We start from the raw sequence: 17,915 nt of genomic DNA, 5'->3' as shown, positions 1-17,915 counted from the left end.
TTAGGTTTATTCAAAAGTAAGGTTGGTCATATATAGTGGGCGTGTCGCACGCAGGACTTCACGTTTGATTTTTTGTAGCCCTGTTAAAGGTCGTTTAATTTCTCTGCTTCTGGTTGCCTGCAGGCTGCTTGCCAAAGCAACTTGCGGTAATAGGTGATGCTCCTGAATCACAATCGCAGGTACAAGCTGATATACAGGCAGGGCTTTGGGGTATTTTCCCACATCAAATAGCATCACATCGACTGCCTCAAGCTGGGGTAGGTTTCTGATATATTGTAATAGATACTGACAAGCGCGATGGGATAGCAGATAACCTGCCCCACCTAAATGGCGAGACTTTAATTCATAAATCGTCCGTTTACTCTGAGGTAAGACTATCGGATGAGCCAAATGCACCCTTGGGCTTACCTTTTCTAATTTTAAAATATCGATAGCTTGGCTTTGAAAAACATCAGTTTGACGGATCAACTGCTCGAACTGCTGACCTAAAAAAACGTCATCCTCGTATATCCCGATATAATCAAGATTTTCATCCACACAGCGTTGCCAGAGGCTAGCATGACTTAAAAAACAGGCAATTTCGGTGTCACTAGATACCGACTTTGTGATATCAATCGCCAGTCGCTGAGCGACTTGGGTATTTTCATCCGGGGTGACCGCCGAAAAAAAAGTAAAAGGTATGTGCTGCTTAGCAAACTCTTGTTGGATATGGCTTTGCCGCTTGCTATGATGAGCGAGACTAATCACATAATTTTTTAGCATCACTTTTCTCGCTTGGATTTATTCAAAGCCAATCCCCATAAATGCCAAATACTGACGGGCAACATTTTGCGGCAAAAAAGCTTCGTTAAATGGCACGTTAAACTGGCTAGGGTGGCTCATTAATTGGTTGATTTTTTCAGTTAACGCAGGGATATCTGCCACTGCCACCAAATTCTGCGGCGGCAAAATCTCACTAGGTCCTGACGGACAATCGGTGCTAATCGCAGGCACGCCCAATGCCAATGACTCTGCCAATACCAATGCAAAGCCCTCAAAATGCGAGGATAACACAAATCCTATGGCGTGCTTTAGCAATGGGTAAGGATTCTTTTGAAACCCAGTTAAAATCACTTTATCTTGCAAGTTTAACGCGATAATGTTTTGTTCAATTTGCGCTTGCAGACTACCCTTACCCACCAATACCAAGGGCAATGTCTGTGCCGAATTGGCATAAGCTTGCAATAAAATTTCATGCCCTTTTTGCGCCTTAAAACTGCCCACATGGATAAGATAACCCTGTCGTGCGACATTGGGTAAATCTGGGCTAGCTGCCTCAGCTAATACACGGATGTTATCACGGTCGATGGGATTATAAATCGTGGTGGTTTTGGTCGGTTCGCCAAATTGATGAACAAAATCTTGCTCTACCCCGCCGCTCACACAAATAGCAGGGTATTTGGCATAAATTCGTTGAAAGTAAGAAAGCTGCTTGGGCGGCAAGGTAGCAAGTTTTAATTTTTCACTCAGTTGATTATGAATGACATACGCCACCTTTTTTTGCCTTGAATAATAAAATACCTCATGTTCACGGTACAAGTTCACGAATATTGCCACAGGCTGACCAATATGTTTATTGATATAGCCATCAACCGCGCGAGCAAAAAAGAAATGCCGAATGTTACCTTTCGGCAAGCGTCGATAATCGGTAAAAGGGATAAGATGATAGATTAAATTTTCGCTTAATGTATGTTCGACAATCGGGTCAAATCGGACAATATGCACCTCAAAGCCCATTTGGTAAAAGGCTTCCCCCAAGGTCAAAACAAATTTTTCTGCCCCACCGCCTTGCAGTGAATTAATCACTAATACGATTTTTTGTGACTGAACCAATGCCATTTAATACTCTATTGCCTATTTAAACCAACGACTAAATAAAGAAGGTTTTTTCGCAGGGCGAGTCACCGCATTACCTTTGTAACCTTTTTTATAAGTTCTTTTTGGAAACTCGCCAAACGGCGTAGTGCGATAGTTTTCAATACTATAGCCCGCTTGTATCGCCTCTTGATAGTAGGTATCGAAAAGCTCAACCAAATCTTGACGAGGATGCGGCAAAATCTGCCCATCAAACCAATGCGTTTTGCCCTCGGCTTGTAAACGCGGTAAGGAATATTTATGGCTAAACTGCGTTCCCATGTCCGAATAATGCAAAATCCGAATATCCTCAATAGCTAAATCTTCGCCATCCACACAATTAAAGCTGTCTTGGTAGAGCTGTATGAGTTGCGGATTGGCTTTAAATTTTGCCATCATTTTGCTATGGCTCTCAGGATCGGCTTGTAGCTGCGCCACAGGCTCAAGATAATCCTTGGCTTTTTGGCAATCCCATACGCAGGTACACAGTCGCATCAAATCGCCATCGCCTTTAGCCGCAAGAATCGCCTCATCAGATATCGGGTGCTGCCACAATTTAGCGATATCGTCCAACACCACCATATCGGCATCCATATAGATTGCCCGTCCGCTAAAGCTACAATATTCAGGGATTGCCCAACGAAAGCCCGAAAACGGGGTCGCCCATTTTTCGGTATGCCAGCCCTCGCCTGTTTGCGGATTGGAATACCATACGCTGCTTGGGTCACGGCTTAACTGCATCCAGATAATCTCGACAGGCTCGCTTGTATGTTTGTGCAAGCTATAATCTAGCACCATCATCTGCTCAAGGTCGCTGTTATTAGGGTCACAGCCGATAAAGATTTTGATAGGTTGGTTTAAGTTCGCCATAGTTTATCCTCTATTCTCGCCAATGCGTTGCCACCCAATCAGTCGGCAAAATAAAATGGCGTAAATGCGAAATCGGTTTTTTGATTTTTTCAGCGGTAAATAATTGCGCCAAATGGTCTTTAGCATTATCAGCAGAATTTTTGTTGTATTGTCCGGCAATCGCATTTTGCGGATACAAATCCCCCGGGAAAATAATAATGCGTGCATCATGAGGCAGTTTTGGCGGGATAAAATAATTTAGCGGAAATGGCTGACGGCATTTGCGGCGAAAATGCACCACCCACTCTTTTGGAAAAAGCTTAACCCCGCCTGGTGCATTGCGCGTGACAAAACGCTGCTCAAAGCGATATTTATCCGCCACCCCTTGTGGATCGGCACGGAATTTTTCTAGCAAGCTAACCAAACTACCGACTTTAAAGCGAAAACACGAGGTTTGACCTAGCTTCTCTAAGGGATTACTTGGGTTATAAGATAAAACCGTCTGATCGTCATCGCCAAAACTAAAAAAGTCGTCAAGGCTACCCACTACGACCACATCAAGATCTAAAAACAATACCGTTCCTGTGACATTGCCAAGCTGTGCATTCCAAAGCCGTGACTTAGGCCATTTACCAAGGGTATTGGTAGGCATCACAATATCGCTTGGCGGCAGATCTTGACATTCTACTTCAGGACGAATGCCATCGGTATTGTCGGTAAAGCAGACAAATCGAAACGGCGGGGTGATATTACGGCTTACCATTCCATAGAGTTTATTAACGTAATCTGCGCCATATTTGGTGCCCCATTTGATACAAATAATTTGTTTAAGCGGGGTGGTTGCACTCGATGTTGTCATGTCACTTCCAAAGTACCGATAATTTTTCAAAAAATAAGGATAGTCATTTTAACATAACTATCCTTTTATGTTCACTTATCTACTTATTTTCACTTATCTACAATTTTACCGATTATTCATCCACGTAGCTGAGCCAATGCGCGTATTTATCATTTTTGCCTTGTACTACGTCAAAAAATAGACTTTGCAGTTTTTCGGTGATTTCACCACGCGCGCCGCAGCCAATGACGTGGTCATCATATTCACGAATTGGGGTGATCTCGGCAGCAGTACCTGTCATAAAGATTTCGTCCGCGATATAAAACTCATCACGGGTGATTCTACGCTCATGCACTTTGATGCCCAAGTCCTGTGCAAACTGTATCACCGTACGACGGGTAATGCCGTCCAATGCCCCACCTGACAAATCTGGGGTATGCAGTTCACCATCTTTGACCAAAAATAAGTTTTCCCCTGAGCCTTGACAAACATAGCCTTGGGTATCCATCAATACCGCTTCATCATAGCCATGTCGGGTAACTTCTTGGTTTGACATGATAGATACTGGGTAGTTGCTGACGGCTTTGGCTTTACACATGGTGACGTTTGGGTGGTGATGGGTAAAACTTGAGGTTTTTACACGGATGCCTTTTGCCATGCCTTCCTCACCCAGATAAGCACCCCAAACCCAAGCGGCAACGATGGTATGAATACTATTATCTTTGGCAGCGATACCCAATTTTTCAGAACCGACCCAAATCAATGGGCGAAGGTATGCCGATTCAAGGTTATTTTCACGTACCACGGCTTTTTGTGCTTGTAACACTTCTTCATACGAATAGGGTACAGCAAGCTGGAAAATTTTAGCGGAATTTAATAGGCGCTGGGTATGATCTTCCAAACGAAAAATCGCCGTGCGTCCATCATGGGTTTTGTAGGCTCGAACCCCCTCAAATACGCCCATACCATAGTGCAGTGTGTGGGTTAATACGTGGATTTTGGCATCACGCCAGTCTACCATGTTGCCGTCCATCCAGATAAAACCATCACGGTCTGCCATGCTGGGAATTGTTGCCATTGATTACTCCTAGTGTTTTGTTTGAAATAAAAAGTGCTTTGTTTAAATAAAATTTTTTTGTTTGAAATAAAAATTGATGTTACATCTATTCTGGACGCTGCCCGATTAAGCGATGCCATTGCTCATCAACAAAATTACGCAGCTCATGCCACTGGGCTTCATCCACCAGTATCGGCTGCTCTGCCAAAGCCAAGCGATGCGTCATACTGCGGATGCGAAGATAAGCGTGCGTTAGCTGTTGGCATATTTCGGTTTCGATAATACCTGTTTTAGCAAGCGCTTCAAAGATACGCACATTGTCACTCCAAACTGCCAACGCAGGATAATTATTGGCATACGCCAAGACAGCAAACTGGGCAATAAACTCAATATCAACCAATCCGCCTGCATCTTGTTTCAGATGAAATAACCCTTGCTGTTTGGTATGCGGTTTGCTGCCCAAATGGTCTTGCATCTTATGCCGCATGGTGGATACTTCGATACGAACACTGTCTTTATCACGCGGCAGACACAATACTTCTTTACGAATTTGGTCAAATCGCGTCATCACGCGGTTATCCCCGCAAATGGCACGTGCGCGAACCAACGCTTGGTGTTCCCACGCCCAAGCTTTGTGCATTTGGTAAAGTTCAAACGCATGGGTAGATACCACCATCATACCCGCTTGACCCGAAGGACGCAGGCGCATGTCAATCTCATAGACACGACCATCGCGCGTTTGGGTGGTCAAATAATTCATCAGTTTTTGGGCAAGGCGTGCGGCAAACTTCATACCGCTGATGGGTTTTTCACCGAGCGTCATCGCTTCTTCATCAATATCATGAATAAACACAAGATCAAGATCTGAGCTATAACTCATCTCAAGCCCGCCAAGCTTACCATAACCGATAATCGCAAAGCCATTATGCGCTTCACTCACAGGCTCGCCTTGGGCATTGACAGGATAGCCATGTTTTTTTACCAATTCACCAAATACCCGTTGCAACGCTTTTTCAAGCACCACTTCAGCGATAAAAGTGAGTGAATCAGAGACTTTCATCAACGGTCTATCCGCCAACACATCACTCGCCGCCACTGCCAAGACTTGGGTTTTTTTGAAAAAACGAAAGGCGTTGAGTAGCCCTTCCTCATCATTAGGCTCTACCCGTAACAACTGCTGACGCAAGATGTCACTGAGTTCTGCCTTGTCAGGTAAATGACGGTATTTTTCACGGATGAATGAATCTAGCAAAACAGGATAACTTACCAATTCGCTCGCAATCCAAGGGCTCGCTGCTAGCATGGGAATCAATTTGGCAGCTGCCGTTGGGTTTTCGGCAAACATGACCAAATAAATTGACCGACGACTTACTGCCTCTAGCAGTGTCAACATTCTAGGTAACGCCACGTTGATTGCATCTTCGCTTAAATCGGAATGTAACAACCCATTGATTAGAATCGGATAGGCGGCATTTAAGCGGGTTTTAGCTTCTTCACTAAGCCCTGTGATGAGTTTACTTTGCCAAAACTGGTTTAATTTATCTTTATTATCATCGCTTAATTTTTGCTCAAGCTCAGATAAATTGTGCTGATGATCCACTTGCAGTTGTTCATCAGACTGTTGGCGATCACTGACCAGCTCGTCAAAAGGTATTTTTACCGTTTGGCGGTATTCATTGAGTTTGGCTAACAATGCCGCCCAATCGGCAAACCCCAATACTTGGGCAAGCTGATGTCGCTGTTTGGCATCTTGGGGTAATCGCTGGGTTTGTTCATCATTGATGGCTTGGATGCCATGCTCTAATCTGCGTAAAAAACGATAGGCTTGTGCCAATTGCTCATGGGTCACCGCATCGATAAAGCCATGTTTTTCCAGTTGGCTCATCGCTTGTAGGCAGTTTTTTACTCTGATATCACTGACACGCCCGCCATAAATCAACTGAAACGACTGCACGATAAACTCAATATCACGGATACCACCTGCCCCAAGCTTCACATTGTCGGTATCTTGACGTTGTTCGACTTGGTTTTGAATCAGTGATTTCATCTCACGTAGGGCGGCAAAAGCACTATAATCGACATAATAACGAAATACAAACGGCTTGATAAGGGCTTTTAAGCTATCGCTAAAGGCGACAGGGTTGACGATTCTGGCTTTTAGCCAAGCAAATCGTTCCCACGCCCGTCCATGTTGGGCAAAATATTTTTCCAGTGCCGATAAATGAATTGCCAAGTCACTGCCATCCCCCCAAGGACGTAGGCGCATATCAATGCGAAATACAAAACCGTCTTGGGTGTTTTTATCAAGCAGATTGATGATGCCTTGACCCCATTTGGTAAAAAATTTCTTGTTGTCGATGGATTTAGCAGCTTTTGACCCTGGTTGTTTTAACGGGTCAACCACCGTCTCACCTTGCCCCTGATGAACAAAAATCAAATCGATATCGCTTGATAAGTTGAGCTCTTCTGCCCCCATTTTACCCATGGCGATGATGGCTAAATCATCCTTGTGTGGTTTATTTTTTTCATCAAAAAAATACGGCTCGCCATAGCGTTCGCTTAAATCTTGATACACATAGTCTTTGGCAAAGATGAGACAATAATCAGCAAATTTTGATAGCTCCCATGTCAGCTGCTCTAGGCTAATCAGATTTAAGGCATCTTGCCAAATCCAGCGCACCATCAACAAATTGCGTAGATGACGCAGCCCCCGCATCACGCTTGCTTCATCCGCCAATTGGTAATCTTCATCCAGCGTATAATCGCGTATTAAATCTTTGATATGTTGCACATCAAGCGTTTGGGTAAGCGGATAGCTTTTTAAAAAGCTTTGTGCAACGTTTGTTTTAGTCTGCCAATACTGATAGCCAAAATTACTAGCTTGCTGTAATACAGCGATTTGTTCTATCGTCGGTAAGAGTTGCGGCATTCTAATTTCCGTGTGGCAAATAAATAAACAGACCCACCTCATCGTGGTATATATAAGTACTAAGCATTCACGCTTGCGTGTTCATACAATCAATCTTGTACAATCAATCTTGTCCAATCAAGTTTGTACAATTAAGCCAACTTTGTACCATCAGGAAAGAAATTTAGCACTTAGGCTTGATTAAGTGCAGTTGATACAGGGTATTTTGCTCAAGCTTACATTGCTTAAAGTTATCCTTATAGCCTAGCACAAACCGCTATTGTTGCAAATTTTTTTAGCACACAAACCTATAAATACTCGTTTGCGCGTAGCAAAATGTTTGTAATAAAAATAAAAACGTAAAAAATATTGGTAGTTATCAAATTTTCATATATGATGAAAAAAAACAAGGAAGTAAAAGTCAATAACTTTATGTGAATATTCGGTCTATAGTTTTTTTTGACCCTGATATCAATCGCGTGTGACTAATTTTTTAGCCACATGTTCAATTGTAAAAAACCAACACATTTATTTTATAAACTATCCAAATCATTGATTTTTTTATCACAACCAACAATCACAACAAACAAGGAGCGTACTGTGATGACAACGGACAACTCAACTGCAAATAAAAAAATTGCCCTCGTAACAGGTGCGCTAGGGGGTATTGGCACGGCTATTTGTCATGCGCTAATCCAAGCTGGCTATCACATCATTGCAACCTACACCCATAAAGCGGATAGCACGGTCAACCGCGGCGAAGCTTGGTTAAAAGAAGAAGGTATGAATGCCAGTGATTTCACCTTTGTTGAAACCAATCTCACCGACCATGAAGCAGCCACCAAAGCCATTCTTGATGCAATTGAAAAAGCAGGTCACATTGATGTGTTGGTAAATAACGCAGGTATCACCCGTGATACGACTTTCAAAAAAATGACTTATGAGCAATGGTCAGAGGTGATTGATACCAACTTAAAATCACTATTCACGGTCACCCAACCGGTTTTTAATAAAATGCTTGAGCAAAAATCTGGGCGTATTGTGAGTATCAGCTCAATTAATGGCTTAAAAGGTCAGTTTGGTCAAACCAACTACTCCGCCACCAAGGCAGGTATCATCGGCTTTAGTAAAGCGTTGGCGCAAGAAGGCGCTAAATCTGGGGTGACCGTTAACGTGGTTGCACCGGGTTATACGGGTACTAAAATGGTGATGGCAGTGCCTGAAAAAGTGATGGAAAGCATCAAAGCAGGTATCCCAATGGGTCGTATCGCCCAACCTGAAGAGATTGCCGCTGCCGTGGTATATTTGGTCAGCGATGGCGCTGCTTATATCACAGGTGAGACCATCAACGTAAACGGCGGTCAATACATGCACTAATGAGCTTGCCATCAAGCTTGCCATTAGCGGTTATAAATTAACTCGGTTATGAACTAAAAAAGACCAGTCACCGTGACTTGGTCTTTCTTATTGTGTGAGGACATTGCTGACAACCGTTAACTTACTGACAACTTACTTGGCTGTCAATTTTTTTACGCCATCTGCCGTTGCCATCAGCAAGATATCAGCGTGCTGTGCGCTAAATAACCCATTACACACCACCCCAACGATATTGTTTAACTTTGCTTCAAACGCTGCTACCTGCTCAGTGTCCAAGCCGATATCTAAGCCATAAACATCCAAAATCAAATTGCCATAATCGGTGACAAATCCTTCACGGTAGACCGGTTCACCGCCAAGCTGCACCAGCTCACGCGCCACATACGAGCGCGCTTGCGGCAATACTTCAATCGGTAGTGGAAAGCCAACGCCTAATTGCTGCACCCATTTGCTTTCATCCACCATGCAAATAAACTGCTTAGATGCGGCGGCAACAATTTTTTCACGGGTTAAAGCGCCGCCACCGCCTTTGACTAGCTGTAAGTGCGCGTTTACTTCATCGGCACCATCAATATATAAGTCTAACTCGCCCGTGAAGTTTAAATCCATCACCTCAATACCGAGCGCTTTGAGCTTATCTTCGGTGACCTTTGAGCTTGCCACAGCGCCCTTTAGGTTAACTTTTGGCAATAATTCAATGAGGCAGTTGACGGTACTGCCCGTCCCCACGCCCAAAATCATGCCTGATTCGATATATTTTAACGCGTCTGCTGCCACGGCTTGTTTTTGTTGTTGTTGCGTGCTTGCATTCATCGTACTCATAGACCCAGCCTTGTTAGGAATTTATCAAAAAAACAGATAGAAAACTTAATGCTATCAATTACCCAACTTATTTTACCGTAAAAGCACTTGCAAGCTAAACCCTAAAGTCCTAATCTAATCACTTATTTTTTACTTCTCTAACGATTTGCTGTGTTTTGGTTATGAAAGCACATAGAGGGTAAAAATAAATCTTCAAACGTATTTTTCAAACTTAGGTCATTATTATGTTATCAGATTGGGTACGCCTTATCCTTCAAGCGACCGTGTATGATGCTGCTATTCAAACGCCGCTTGAACCCGCCAAAAAACTCAGTGAACGGTTTAACAACGATATTCGTTTTAAACGTGAAGATTTTCAGCCAGTGTTTTCTTTTAAGCTGCGGGGTGCCTACAATCGAATTAGCCAGTTAAGCGAAGCAGACAAAGCCAAAGGCGTGATTTGTGCCTCTGCCGGCAACCACGCGCAAGGTGTCGCCTTCTCGGCTAGCCGCTTGGGACTCAATAACATTATCGTGATGCCGACCACCACCCCCGATATCAAAGTCAGTGCCGTCAAGTCCTTGGGCGGTAATGTGGTGCTATATGGCGATAGTTTTGATGAATCTAACCGCTATGCCATTGAACGCGCCCAAACCGATGGCTTGACCTTTATCCCGCCGTATGACGATGAATTGGTCATCGCAGGTCAAGGTACCATTGCCATGGAGCTGGTACAACAATGGCGTAAAATGGAATATGTGTTTGTTGCGGTTGGTGGCGGTGGCTTAATTTCAGGTGTCTCGGCGTTTTTGGGGGAAGTCGCACCGCATGTCAAAGTCGTGGCGGTCGAGCCAGAAGAAGCAGCGTGTCTCAAAATCGCCTTAGCCACCAATGAACGCAAGCGCTTACCCCAAGTGGGGTTGTTTGTCGATGGTGTGGCAGTCGCGCAGCTGGGTGAAATACCGTTTGACGTCTGCCGTATGCCAAAAAGCGATAACTCAGGTCCCGTGGTCGAGCCTGATGTGGTCACTTGTAGCAATGATGAAGTGTGTGCGGCGATTAAAGACGTGTATGATGAAACCCGCACCATCGTTGAGCCTGCGGGCGCGTTGGCGGTCGCGGGTATGAAAAAATACATCGAAGATCATAATCTACAGGGCAAAAACTGCGTGGCGATTTTATGTGGTGCCAACATGAATTTTGACCGCTTACGCTATATCGCTGAACGTACCGAAATTGGTGAGAAAAAAGAAGCGATTTTTGGGGTGACCATTCCTGAGCGCACAGGCGCCTTTTTGGATTTTTGCCGCTCGCTCAAAGGTCGCAACATCACCGAATTTAACTACCGCATCAACACCAACCCCAACTACGCCCATCACGCTGCCAATATTTTTGTCGGTATCGCCCTCAAAGAAGGGGAAAAAGAGCGCAAAGCAATCCACCAGTTACTCAATGAAGCCGATGATGCCGCGATTGATTTGACCGATGATGAAGTTGCCAAGACCCATATTCGCTATTTAATCGGCGGGCACGCGGGATTAAAAGACGAGCAATTATTTCGCATTGAATTTCCCGAGCGTCCTGGCGCGCTCCTCAACTTCCTTGAAAAATTGGGCTCACAGTTTAACATTTCTTTATTCCACTATCGCAATCATGGGGCGGCTGAAGGGCGTATCTTAGCGGGCATTCAAATGGGCGAGCAAACCGCCGACCAATTACTTGCCAAACTGCAAGACATTGGCTATGAGTGCGAAAACCTCACCGATAACTTAGGCTATCGCTTATTTTTACAATAATTTTTAATGATTTGGATAAAAAAGGTGTCATCGTGGCGCCTTTTTTTATGCCAAGTTTTTTATACCGAGCTATGCACAAAATTCGCTAAATTTCAGCACGGTACATAGCAAAAATAGCCATTTTCTGCTAATCTCAATACTTAAAACTTGATAATTTACCTGATAGTTTCACTGATAAATTAATTAAAAAATTCTGCTATAAGACAACCACTATGTCATCAAAAAAACGTTTTTTAAAACTTGCCGGTATGACTGCCAGTATCGCAGGGAAAGCAGCTAAAAATTCTATTAAGTCTTTTGCAGGCTCTGAAGAAGATAAACTCACAGCCCGTAGCGAAATGCTGCAAACCGTGGGGCTGCAAATCGCCGACACCTTAGGCGAAATGAAAGGTGCGGTGATGAAAGTCGGTCAAATTGCCTCGCAGTATAAAGATGTGTTTCCGCCTGAAGTCTCAAAAGCGCTGGAGAAATTACAAAAAGACGCGCCGCCCATGCCGTTTGCCGTCATCAAACAGCAGGTGGAAAAAGAATTGGGGCAACCGATTGAGGCGTTGTTTGCCCAGTTTGAGCAATCACCTTTTGCGGCAGCCTCTATCGGTCAAGTCCATAAAGCGGTGTTGCCAACCGGTGAAGCGGTCGTAGTCAAAGTGCAATACCCCGATGTTGATACCAGCATCGACAGTGACTTAAAACACGTTCGCTTGGCGCTTAAGATAACGGGCGTGCTTAATATGGATAAAACCTTGCAAGATAAAATTTTTGCAGAAATCCGTGATAGCCTGTATGACGAGCTTGACTACAGCAAAGAAGCCCATAATTTAGCAATTTTTGGCAGTTTTCACAGTGAGGATGATGGGCTAATTATTCCCAAAGTTTTTCATAGCCATTCGACCAAACGGATTTTAACCCTATCACAAGAACTGGGTGAAAAGCTTGAAGTGGCTGCGACTTGGGACAATGACATCAAGCAAAAAATCGCCACTCGCTTATTTGATTTTAGTGCCGGTCAATTGTTCAAACTGTACCGTCTGCATTGTGACCCTCATCCAGGTAACTTTGCGTTTCGCCCTGATGGCTCGGTCATTGCCTATGACTTTGGTGGTATCAAATCTTACAGTCATGACGAAGTTGCGTTATTCAAACGCTTTGCTATCCACTGCTTAAGCGGTGATGTGACAGCGCTTGAGCAAGATTTGGTCAGCATTGGCATCAAAAAAGACAATGATGAACCACTGCCCACAGACTTTTATAACGATTGGTTGCAGATTGGTTTAACCCCGTATGGTTTTACCCAGTTGTTTGATTTATCCAAACACGCGCCTTATGACTTTGCCACCAGCCAAACCCATTTTCAAGCGATTGCCAAAGCAAAAGAGTCGCTTAAATACTGGCAAAGCTTTCAACCTGCCCCACTTACCATGATGCTTGATCGAACCATTTCTGGACAGTATTGGAACTTGGTGAATTTAAAGGTAAAAATTGATTTAAGTGAGTTGATACACCGCTATATTGATTTGCCGACATTGCCACGACCTGACGACTCGCCTCGCCTTTAGGTTTGATTTTAACTTTCAATAACATTTCCTGCGATGACATAAGTGCAACCCCCTATCAAAAATCCGGGTTGCTCGTTTATAATAGCGCACGCAAAATTTTGAAAATTAGATTGTTACGTTAGATAGTTAGATAAAGGATACACTCATGGCCGGACATTCCAAGTGGGCAAACATCAAACACCGTAAAGCCAAACAAGATGCGGCAAAAGGTAAAGTCTTTACCAAAATCATTCGTGAGCTGGTCTCCGCTGCCAAACAAGGCGACCCAGACCCAGCAAGTAACCCACGTTTGCGTGCGGCGGTGGAAAAAGCCAACTCAGTTAATATGACCAAAGACACGGTAAAACGAGCGATTGAACGTGGTGCAGGCGGCGGTGACAATGACAACATGCAAGAAATCACCTATGAAGGCTATGGCTTGGGCGGTGTTGCGGTGATTGTCGAGACCATGACGGATAACCTCAACCGTACTGTTGGCGAAGTGCGTCACGCTTTTAGCAAAAATGGTGGCAACTTGGGTACATCAGGCTCAGTGGCTTATATGTTTAGCAAACGCGGTGAAATTACCTTTGATGATGTTTCGCTAGAAGACACCATCATGGAAGTCGCGCTTGAAGCAGGGGCAACCGATATTGAAAATAACGGTGATAGCATCACAGTGGTCACTGAGCCAGAGAATTTCGGTGACGTGATGGATGCCTTAGAAAAAGCCGGTTTAAAATCCGACAACGCAGAAGTGACCATGTCCCCTTCAACCATGGCAGATGTCACTGATGTCGAAGACGCTAAAAAAATCATGAAAATGATTGATATGCTAGAAGATTTGGACGATGTACAAGAAGTCTATACCAACGTCAACTTTACTGATGATGTCATGGAACAACTTGATGATTAAATGAAATTTTTCAGTATAAAAAAGGCTAAATGTAGATTTAGCCTTTTTTATTTAGCAACTTGTAGCAGTGTCGTGGTGGGATATAAGGTTAAAAACACTCGATCAAACTCACTACCGTGATGCAATGCTTCACTTGGGTCAAAAGTTAATACGCCCTTTTCTTGCTGTTCATTGGTATGAATCAACAACCACACTTCATCCAACGCTCTTTTTTTGTGGTACGCTTGGACTTTATGCGCTTTTTTGCTCATCACCGCATCAATATCACTTTGATTGATGTAGGAATCAATTGGTAAATCTTCGTTTTCATCTGCCATATCGGTAAAAAACGCACTGGGTAACCAACGCATGGTTTTGGCAATACCGTTTTGTAATTTACTACTGAGCGTAGGATGTGGTAAATCACTCGATGGCTCGATAAATTGCTGCGATATACTCGAAATGTTACGGTTATCAATCTTTTGCCAATTGACCCAATTGGCCCAATTAGCTTTGACACCTACTATCTCACCTTTACCATTAAACCGCGTTGGTGTCAATTTGGTTGACACCTGTAGCAGCGACTGCCAGTACCAACGTTTTAGCATTAAATTGTCATTACCGAGTCTATCGCGTAGTCTTGGCAAAGTGGTTAATTCGATACCAATTTTATATTCACCTTTGTCACAATAAAAAATACAGGTAAAATCAGGCTCATTACCATCATCCGTACCCGAGATGGTTTTGGCAGGATGTAAATGCAGCATGGCTAAAAAATGTACCAGATACACCCATTCACGCTGGCGTTTGAGCTGATTTTGCGACATCCGTATGATGCTTGGCGAATTTTTTTTGCTACTTGCCATTCAGCTACCTGCCATTCATTAATTACCTGATTAGCTTATTCAATGACTCAGTCTAACTTACCTATTCTAAGTTACCCAGCCTATTGTTTCTTTGACTAAAAATATATCAAAAAAATTTTACTTACTTTAACCCCTCAGCTTATCAGCTCAATACGTCAAATACATGACAATAATCTGAACGGTTTTGGGGTCTGTGTGTGTTTTTAGTAATTTATCTGACTATTATGACGTTTAGCCTTGTATTTTAAGCCACTAACCTTATATAATTCACAATTCATTTGGGGATGTTCTGGCTTCGACGCTGGTAATGAAACTCAATGATGCATGTCGAGTGAGTATGTCCACTCGTAAATAAAATATACATTTTAAACTAGTCGCAAACGACGAAACTTACGCTCTAGCAGCCTAAGGGCTGCTTGGGACGGCACAGATTGCCATTGGTCTGGTTGCTCTCCTTGAAGCGAACGCACGATGGATAGCTTAAATTGTTGTCTCGCCAATTTGAGCAAAACTTAAGAGGCTCGTGGTTGGCATCCTGACTGTCGGTTCGCCTACCATTAAAGCCATAGACAGAATCTAAACATGTAGAGTCATGGGCGTAGTGCTGGCGGACGCGGGTTCAACTCCCGCCATCTCCACCATATATAAAAAAGAGAATGCAATAACTTGCATTCTCTTTTTTTTGCATTTTTTTTAGCCGATTAGCTACTTAAGAAATCATTTTTACACAAAATCAACAGGTTAGAAAAACTAGCTGATATAGTTACACAATTTATATGTTTAGCAAAACACATCCGATATTAAAGATTTTGTTTACAATAAAATATTTGAAATAACATAACTTTGTAATTAGAATACACACCGCTTAAGTGATATTAAACAATATTACTTTGTTTTTACTATGTAAATCACGGGAAATGCCCCTTGATACCTTTAAGCAGTCAGATTATTGACCGCTTTAATTGATAAAAGGAACATCCGATGAAATATATCATTGCCAGTTTGTTTGTTACTACTTTAGCCACCCAGCAAGCTAATGCTGATGTTGTTTCATGGTATGGTGGCAAGCATCATGGTCGCACCACTGCATCTGGCGAGAAATTCAATCAAAATGCACTGACTGCCGCCAGCAACGTGCACAAATTAGGTAGCCTACTTAAAGTCACTAACAAAGCCAATGGTAAAAGTGTGGTTGTACGCGTGACTGACACAGGTGGGTTCGGCAAATATGGCCGTACGCTAGATTTGTCAAAAGGTGCTTTTAGCAGAATTGCTAATCTTTCAAACGGCCTTGCTAAAGTCGATATCGTTAGATTATAAATTTATTTTCACTATGTTTTAACGTAAAAAGGGCGCTATTGATTGATAGCGCCCTTGATGTTTTATCAATTAAAAAATTTAATCCTCTAAAAAACGGGTGTCATTCGACCATTGCTGCATTTTGATAGTTTCATCCAAATATTGCTCGATAGCCGGCAAATTAAACCCGTCGTTTTCACTGATAAAGCTAATACTCATGCCTTTATTACCTGCCCGACCTGTACGACCGATACGATGAACATAATCATCAGGACTGTCTGGCAAGGTATAATTGATCACACAAGCCACATCATCCACATGAATACCTCGCCCTGCGACATCAGTCGCCACTAAAATATTGGCATCGCCTTGACGAAATTGTGCCAAATATTTCTCGCGTTTTGCTTGGATGACATCCCCTGACAATATCACTACTTTATACTGACGATTAAGTTTGTCATACAGGCGTTTGACTTGGTCTTTACGATTGGCAAAGACAATCATTTTCTTGGGAGAAATTTTTTCAATAATTTGCTGTAACGCCGCCAGTTTATCCGATTCCATCAAGGTAAAAAACAGCTGCTCGATGTTTTGACTGGTTTTTTGTTCGGGCGCAATTTCTACAAAAATCGGCTGATATAACCAGCGATAAGCCAAATTCATCACATCTTGGTTAAAAGTAGCGGAGAAAAGCAGGGTTTGCCGATGTGTATTGGCGGGCATCATACGAATCAACCGTTTGATATCAGGTATAAACCCCATATCTAGCATTCTATCTGCTTCATCTAACACCAAAATTTCAAGACGATCGAGATACACATGGTGCTGAAAGCAAAAATCAATTAAACGACCTGGGGTGGCGATGATAATATCGACAAACTTTTGATGTAGCTGCTTTGACTGCGTGTCATAGTCTGTGCCACCGAGTAAACAAACAGTATGCAGTTTGGTAAACTTGGTGAGCTCAAGGCAATCTTGATAAATTTGTTGAGCCAGTTCTCGAGTTGGCGCCAACACCAGTGCACGGGTTTCACCCAAAAAACGATCGCCATCAATCTCAGGGTTTAGAGGATTATTCAGCAATTCATTGATGATGGTGAGTAAAAACGTTGCTGTCTTACCTGTACCTGTTTGTGCCTGCCCAATGGCATCTTGCCCAGCGAGTGTATTGGGCAATATCTGCGCTTGGATAGGGGTTAGCGTTTGATAGCCTAATTGATCAATCGCTTGTTTGAGCGCTGGATGAAGGGGTAATTGTGAGAAAGTTTGAAACACAGAGATTTAACCTATTTTGACCAATCAATCATTGGCTATGAGAAACAACAAAAACCAAGTTAATGACATCAACTTGGTTTGCAAAAAGGTCAAAAATAACACTTTAACCCCTTTTTGGCTTAACTTATTCGACTTTGGTAACTTCTTCAGCTTGAAGACCTTTTTGACCTTCAACCACGATGAATTCAACTTTTTGACCATCTTGAAGTGAACGGTAGCCGTCACCTTGAATCGCGCGGAAATGAACGAAAATATCTTCACCGCTGTTACGTTGAATAAATCCAAAACCTTTTGAATCATTAAACCATTTTACAATGCCTTGTTCACGAACTGACATATTATAACTTCCTTTAACACTATTAATGGTAGGTTTTTAAGGTAGTTGCTTAACTAATCAAGACTAGTTAAGTTTAGCTACTCGCTACCTACGCCTGCTAAATAATATACTAGAGACCTTTGCACGAAACAGCCCCTTTGCTCGAGGCATACCACCAAACCGAAAAAAAACAAAGAATGGCAATGAAAT

15 protein-coding genes and 1 other RNA gene are annotated in these 17,915 nt (G+C 43.0%); 6 read left to right on the top strand and 10 right to left on the bottom strand.

Annotated features, from left to right (window positions below; translation table 11 throughout):
* Positions 1 to 6 precede the first annotated feature (6 nt).
* The 6 genes from ACH0AB_RS02765 to glnE all read right to left on the bottom strand — a co-directional run bounded on the left by ACH0AB_RS02765 (position 7) and on the right by glnE (position 7,566).
* Positions 7 to 762, bottom strand: a complete 756-nt coding sequence (locus tag ACH0AB_RS02765; protein ID WP_406877075.1) for a glycosyltransferase family 25 protein — start codon at positions 760 to 762, stop codon at positions 7 to 9.
* 18 nt (positions 763 to 780) lie between these two features.
* Complete coding sequence (locus ACH0AB_RS02760; RefSeq protein WP_406877073.1) at positions 781 to 1,878, bottom strand: glycosyltransferase; 1,098 nt, start codon at positions 1,876 to 1,878, stop codon at positions 781 to 783.
* 15 nt (positions 1,879 to 1,893) lie between these two features.
* Positions 1,894 to 2,763, bottom strand: a complete 870-nt coding sequence (locus ACH0AB_RS02755) for a glycosyltransferase (protein WP_406877072.1) — start codon at positions 2,761 to 2,763, stop codon at positions 1,894 to 1,896.
* A 10-nt stretch (positions 2,764 to 2,773) separates the two neighbouring features.
* Positions 2,774 to 3,601 (bottom strand): hypothetical protein, encoded by an 828-nt coding sequence (locus ACH0AB_RS02750; RefSeq protein WP_007116867.1) that lies wholly within the window; start codon positions 3,599 to 3,601, stop codon positions 2,774 to 2,776.
* 112 nt (positions 3,602 to 3,713) lie between these two features.
* Positions 3,714 to 4,658 carry a branched-chain amino acid transaminase gene (locus tag ACH0AB_RS02745; RefSeq protein WP_007116868.1) on the bottom strand — a complete coding sequence of 315 codons (945 nt, stop codon included), beginning with the start codon at positions 4,656 to 4,658 and terminating at the stop codon, positions 3,714 to 3,716.
* Positions 4,659 to 4,743: 85 nt separating this feature from the next.
* Positions 4,744 to 7,566, bottom strand: a complete 2,823-nt coding sequence (gene glnE / locus ACH0AB_RS02740; RefSeq protein WP_406877071.1) for a bifunctional [glutamate--ammonia ligase]-adenylyl-L-tyrosine phosphorylase/[glutamate--ammonia-ligase] adenylyltransferase — start codon at positions 7,564 to 7,566, stop codon at positions 4,744 to 4,746.
* Positions 7,567 to 8,148: 582 nt separating this feature from the next.
* Here glnE and phbB point away from each other — a divergent pair.
* Positions 8,149 to 8,922, top strand: a complete 774-nt coding sequence (phbB, locus tag ACH0AB_RS02735; protein WP_219333156.1) for an acetoacetyl-CoA reductase — start codon at positions 8,149 to 8,151, stop codon at positions 8,920 to 8,922.
* 132 nt (positions 8,923 to 9,054) lie between these two features.
* On the opposite strand, the gene rpiA is transcribed toward phbB, so the two are convergent.
* The gene (gene rpiA / locus ACH0AB_RS02730) at positions 9,055 to 9,744 is read right to left on the bottom strand and encodes a ribose-5-phosphate isomerase RpiA (RefSeq protein WP_406877069.1); all 690 of its coding nucleotides are present in this window, start codon (positions 9,742 to 9,744) and stop codon (positions 9,055 to 9,057) included.
* A 224-nt stretch (positions 9,745 to 9,968) separates the two neighbouring features.
* Between rpiA and ilvA the strand changes: the two genes are divergently transcribed.
* From ilvA to ACH0AB_RS02715, 3 genes are all read left to right on the top strand, one after another.
* Positions 9,969 to 11,519, top strand: coding sequence for a threonine ammonia-lyase, biosynthetic (ilvA, locus tag ACH0AB_RS02725; protein ID WP_406877068.1), 1,551 nt, complete (start codon positions 9,969 to 9,971; stop codon positions 11,517 to 11,519).
* 212 nt (positions 11,520 to 11,731) lie between these two features.
* A complete protein-coding gene (locus ACH0AB_RS02720) occupies positions 11,732 to 13,075 on the top strand; it encodes an ABC1 kinase family protein (RefSeq protein ID WP_313421097.1) in 1,344 nt (447 codons plus the stop codon).
* A 145-nt stretch (positions 13,076 to 13,220) separates the two neighbouring features.
* Positions 13,221 to 13,970: a YebC/PmpR family DNA-binding transcriptional regulator gene (locus tag ACH0AB_RS02715; protein ID WP_060994896.1), complete on the top strand. Its 750-nt coding sequence runs from the start codon at positions 13,221 to 13,223 to the stop codon at positions 13,968 to 13,970.
* Positions 13,971 to 14,017: 47 nt separating this feature from the next.
* Here ACH0AB_RS02715 and ACH0AB_RS02710 read toward each other — a convergent pair whose 3' ends face one another.
* Positions 14,018 to 14,815: a hypothetical protein gene (locus tag ACH0AB_RS02710; RefSeq protein ID WP_406877067.1), complete on the bottom strand. Its 798-nt coding sequence runs from the start codon at positions 14,813 to 14,815 to the stop codon at positions 14,018 to 14,020.
* A 280-nt stretch (positions 14,816 to 15,095) separates the two neighbouring features.
* Here ACH0AB_RS02710 and ssrA point away from each other — a divergent pair.
* Positions 15,096 to 15,456: a transfer-messenger RNA gene (gene ssrA, locus ACH0AB_RS02705) on the top strand.
* 340 nt (positions 15,457 to 15,796) lie between these two features.
* Positions 15,797 to 16,135 carry a septal ring lytic transglycosylase RlpA family protein gene (locus ACH0AB_RS02700; RefSeq protein ID WP_101964194.1) on the top strand — a complete coding sequence of 113 codons (339 nt, stop codon included), beginning with the start codon at positions 15,797 to 15,799 and terminating at the stop codon, positions 16,133 to 16,135.
* A 78-nt stretch (positions 16,136 to 16,213) separates the two neighbouring features.
* Here ACH0AB_RS02700 and ACH0AB_RS02695 read toward each other — a convergent pair whose 3' ends face one another.
* Both ACH0AB_RS02695 and ACH0AB_RS02690 read right to left on the bottom strand, forming a co-directional pair.
* On the bottom strand, positions 16,214 to 17,395 hold the full coding sequence (locus ACH0AB_RS02695; RefSeq protein WP_406877187.1) for a DEAD/DEAH box helicase: 1,182 nt from the start codon (positions 17,393 to 17,395) through the stop codon (positions 16,214 to 16,216).
* A gap of 118 nt (positions 17,396 to 17,513) precedes the next feature.
* Positions 17,514 to 17,726, bottom strand: a complete 213-nt coding sequence (locus ACH0AB_RS02690; RefSeq protein ID WP_007116878.1) for a cold shock domain-containing protein — start codon at positions 17,724 to 17,726, stop codon at positions 17,514 to 17,516.
* Positions 17,727 to 17,915 lie beyond the last annotated feature (189 nt).

Source organism: Moraxella sp. 179-F 1C4 NHS (assembly GCF_045370505.1).
Classification (GTDB): Bacteria; Pseudomonadota; Gammaproteobacteria; order Pseudomonadales; family Moraxellaceae; genus Faucicola; species Faucicola tetraodonis.
This window is presented reverse-complemented; position numbering and strand designations above follow the sequence as displayed.

Excerpts from the sequence above, each read along its gene's own strand:
- ACH0AB_RS02710 (WP_406877067.1), bottom strand. The coding sequence starts at position 14,815 with ATGGCAAGTAGCAAAAAAAATTCGCCAAGCATCATACGGATGTCGCAA.
- ilvA (WP_406877068.1), top strand. The coding sequence starts at position 9,969 with ATGTTATCAGATTGGGTACGCCTTATCCTTCAAGCGACCGTGTATGAT.
- ACH0AB_RS02720 (WP_313421097.1), top strand. The coding sequence starts at position 11,732 with ATGTCATCAAAAAAACGTTTTTTAAAACTTGCCGGTATGACTGCCAGT.
- glnE (WP_406877071.1), bottom strand. The coding sequence starts at position 7,566 with ATGCCGCAACTCTTACCGACGATAGAACAAATCGCTGTATTACAGCAA.
- ACH0AB_RS02745 (WP_007116868.1), bottom strand. The coding sequence starts at position 4,658 with ATGGCAACAATTCCCAGCATGGCAGACCGTGATGGTTTTATCTGGATG.
- ACH0AB_RS02750 (WP_007116867.1), bottom strand. The coding sequence starts at position 3,601 with ATGACAACATCGAGTGCAACCACCCCGCTTAAACAAATTATTTGTATC.
- ACH0AB_RS02755 (WP_406877072.1), bottom strand. The coding sequence starts at position 2,763 with ATGGCGAACTTAAACCAACCTATCAAAATCTTTATCGGCTGTGACCCT.
- ACH0AB_RS02700 (WP_101964194.1), top strand. The coding sequence starts at position 15,797 with ATGAAATATATCATTGCCAGTTTGTTTGTTACTACTTTAGCCACCCAG.
- ACH0AB_RS02715 (WP_060994896.1), top strand. The coding sequence starts at position 13,221 with ATGGCCGGACATTCCAAGTGGGCAAACATCAAACACCGTAAAGCCAAA.
- ACH0AB_RS02760 (WP_406877073.1), bottom strand. The coding sequence starts at position 1,878 with ATGGCATTGGTTCAGTCACAAAAAATCGTATTAGTGATTAATTCACTG.
- ACH0AB_RS02765 (WP_406877075.1), bottom strand. The coding sequence starts at position 762 with ATGCTAAAAAATTATGTGATTAGTCTCGCTCATCATAGCAAGCGGCAA.
- phbB (WP_219333156.1), top strand. The coding sequence starts at position 8,149 with ATGACAACGGACAACTCAACTGCAAATAAAAAAATTGCCCTCGTAACA.
- rpiA (WP_406877069.1), bottom strand. The coding sequence starts at position 9,744 with ATGAGTACGATGAATGCAAGCACGCAACAACAACAAAAACAAGCCGTG.
- ACH0AB_RS02690 (WP_007116878.1), bottom strand. The coding sequence starts at position 17,726 with ATGTCAGTTCGTGAACAAGGCATTGTAAAATGGTTTAATGATTCAAAA.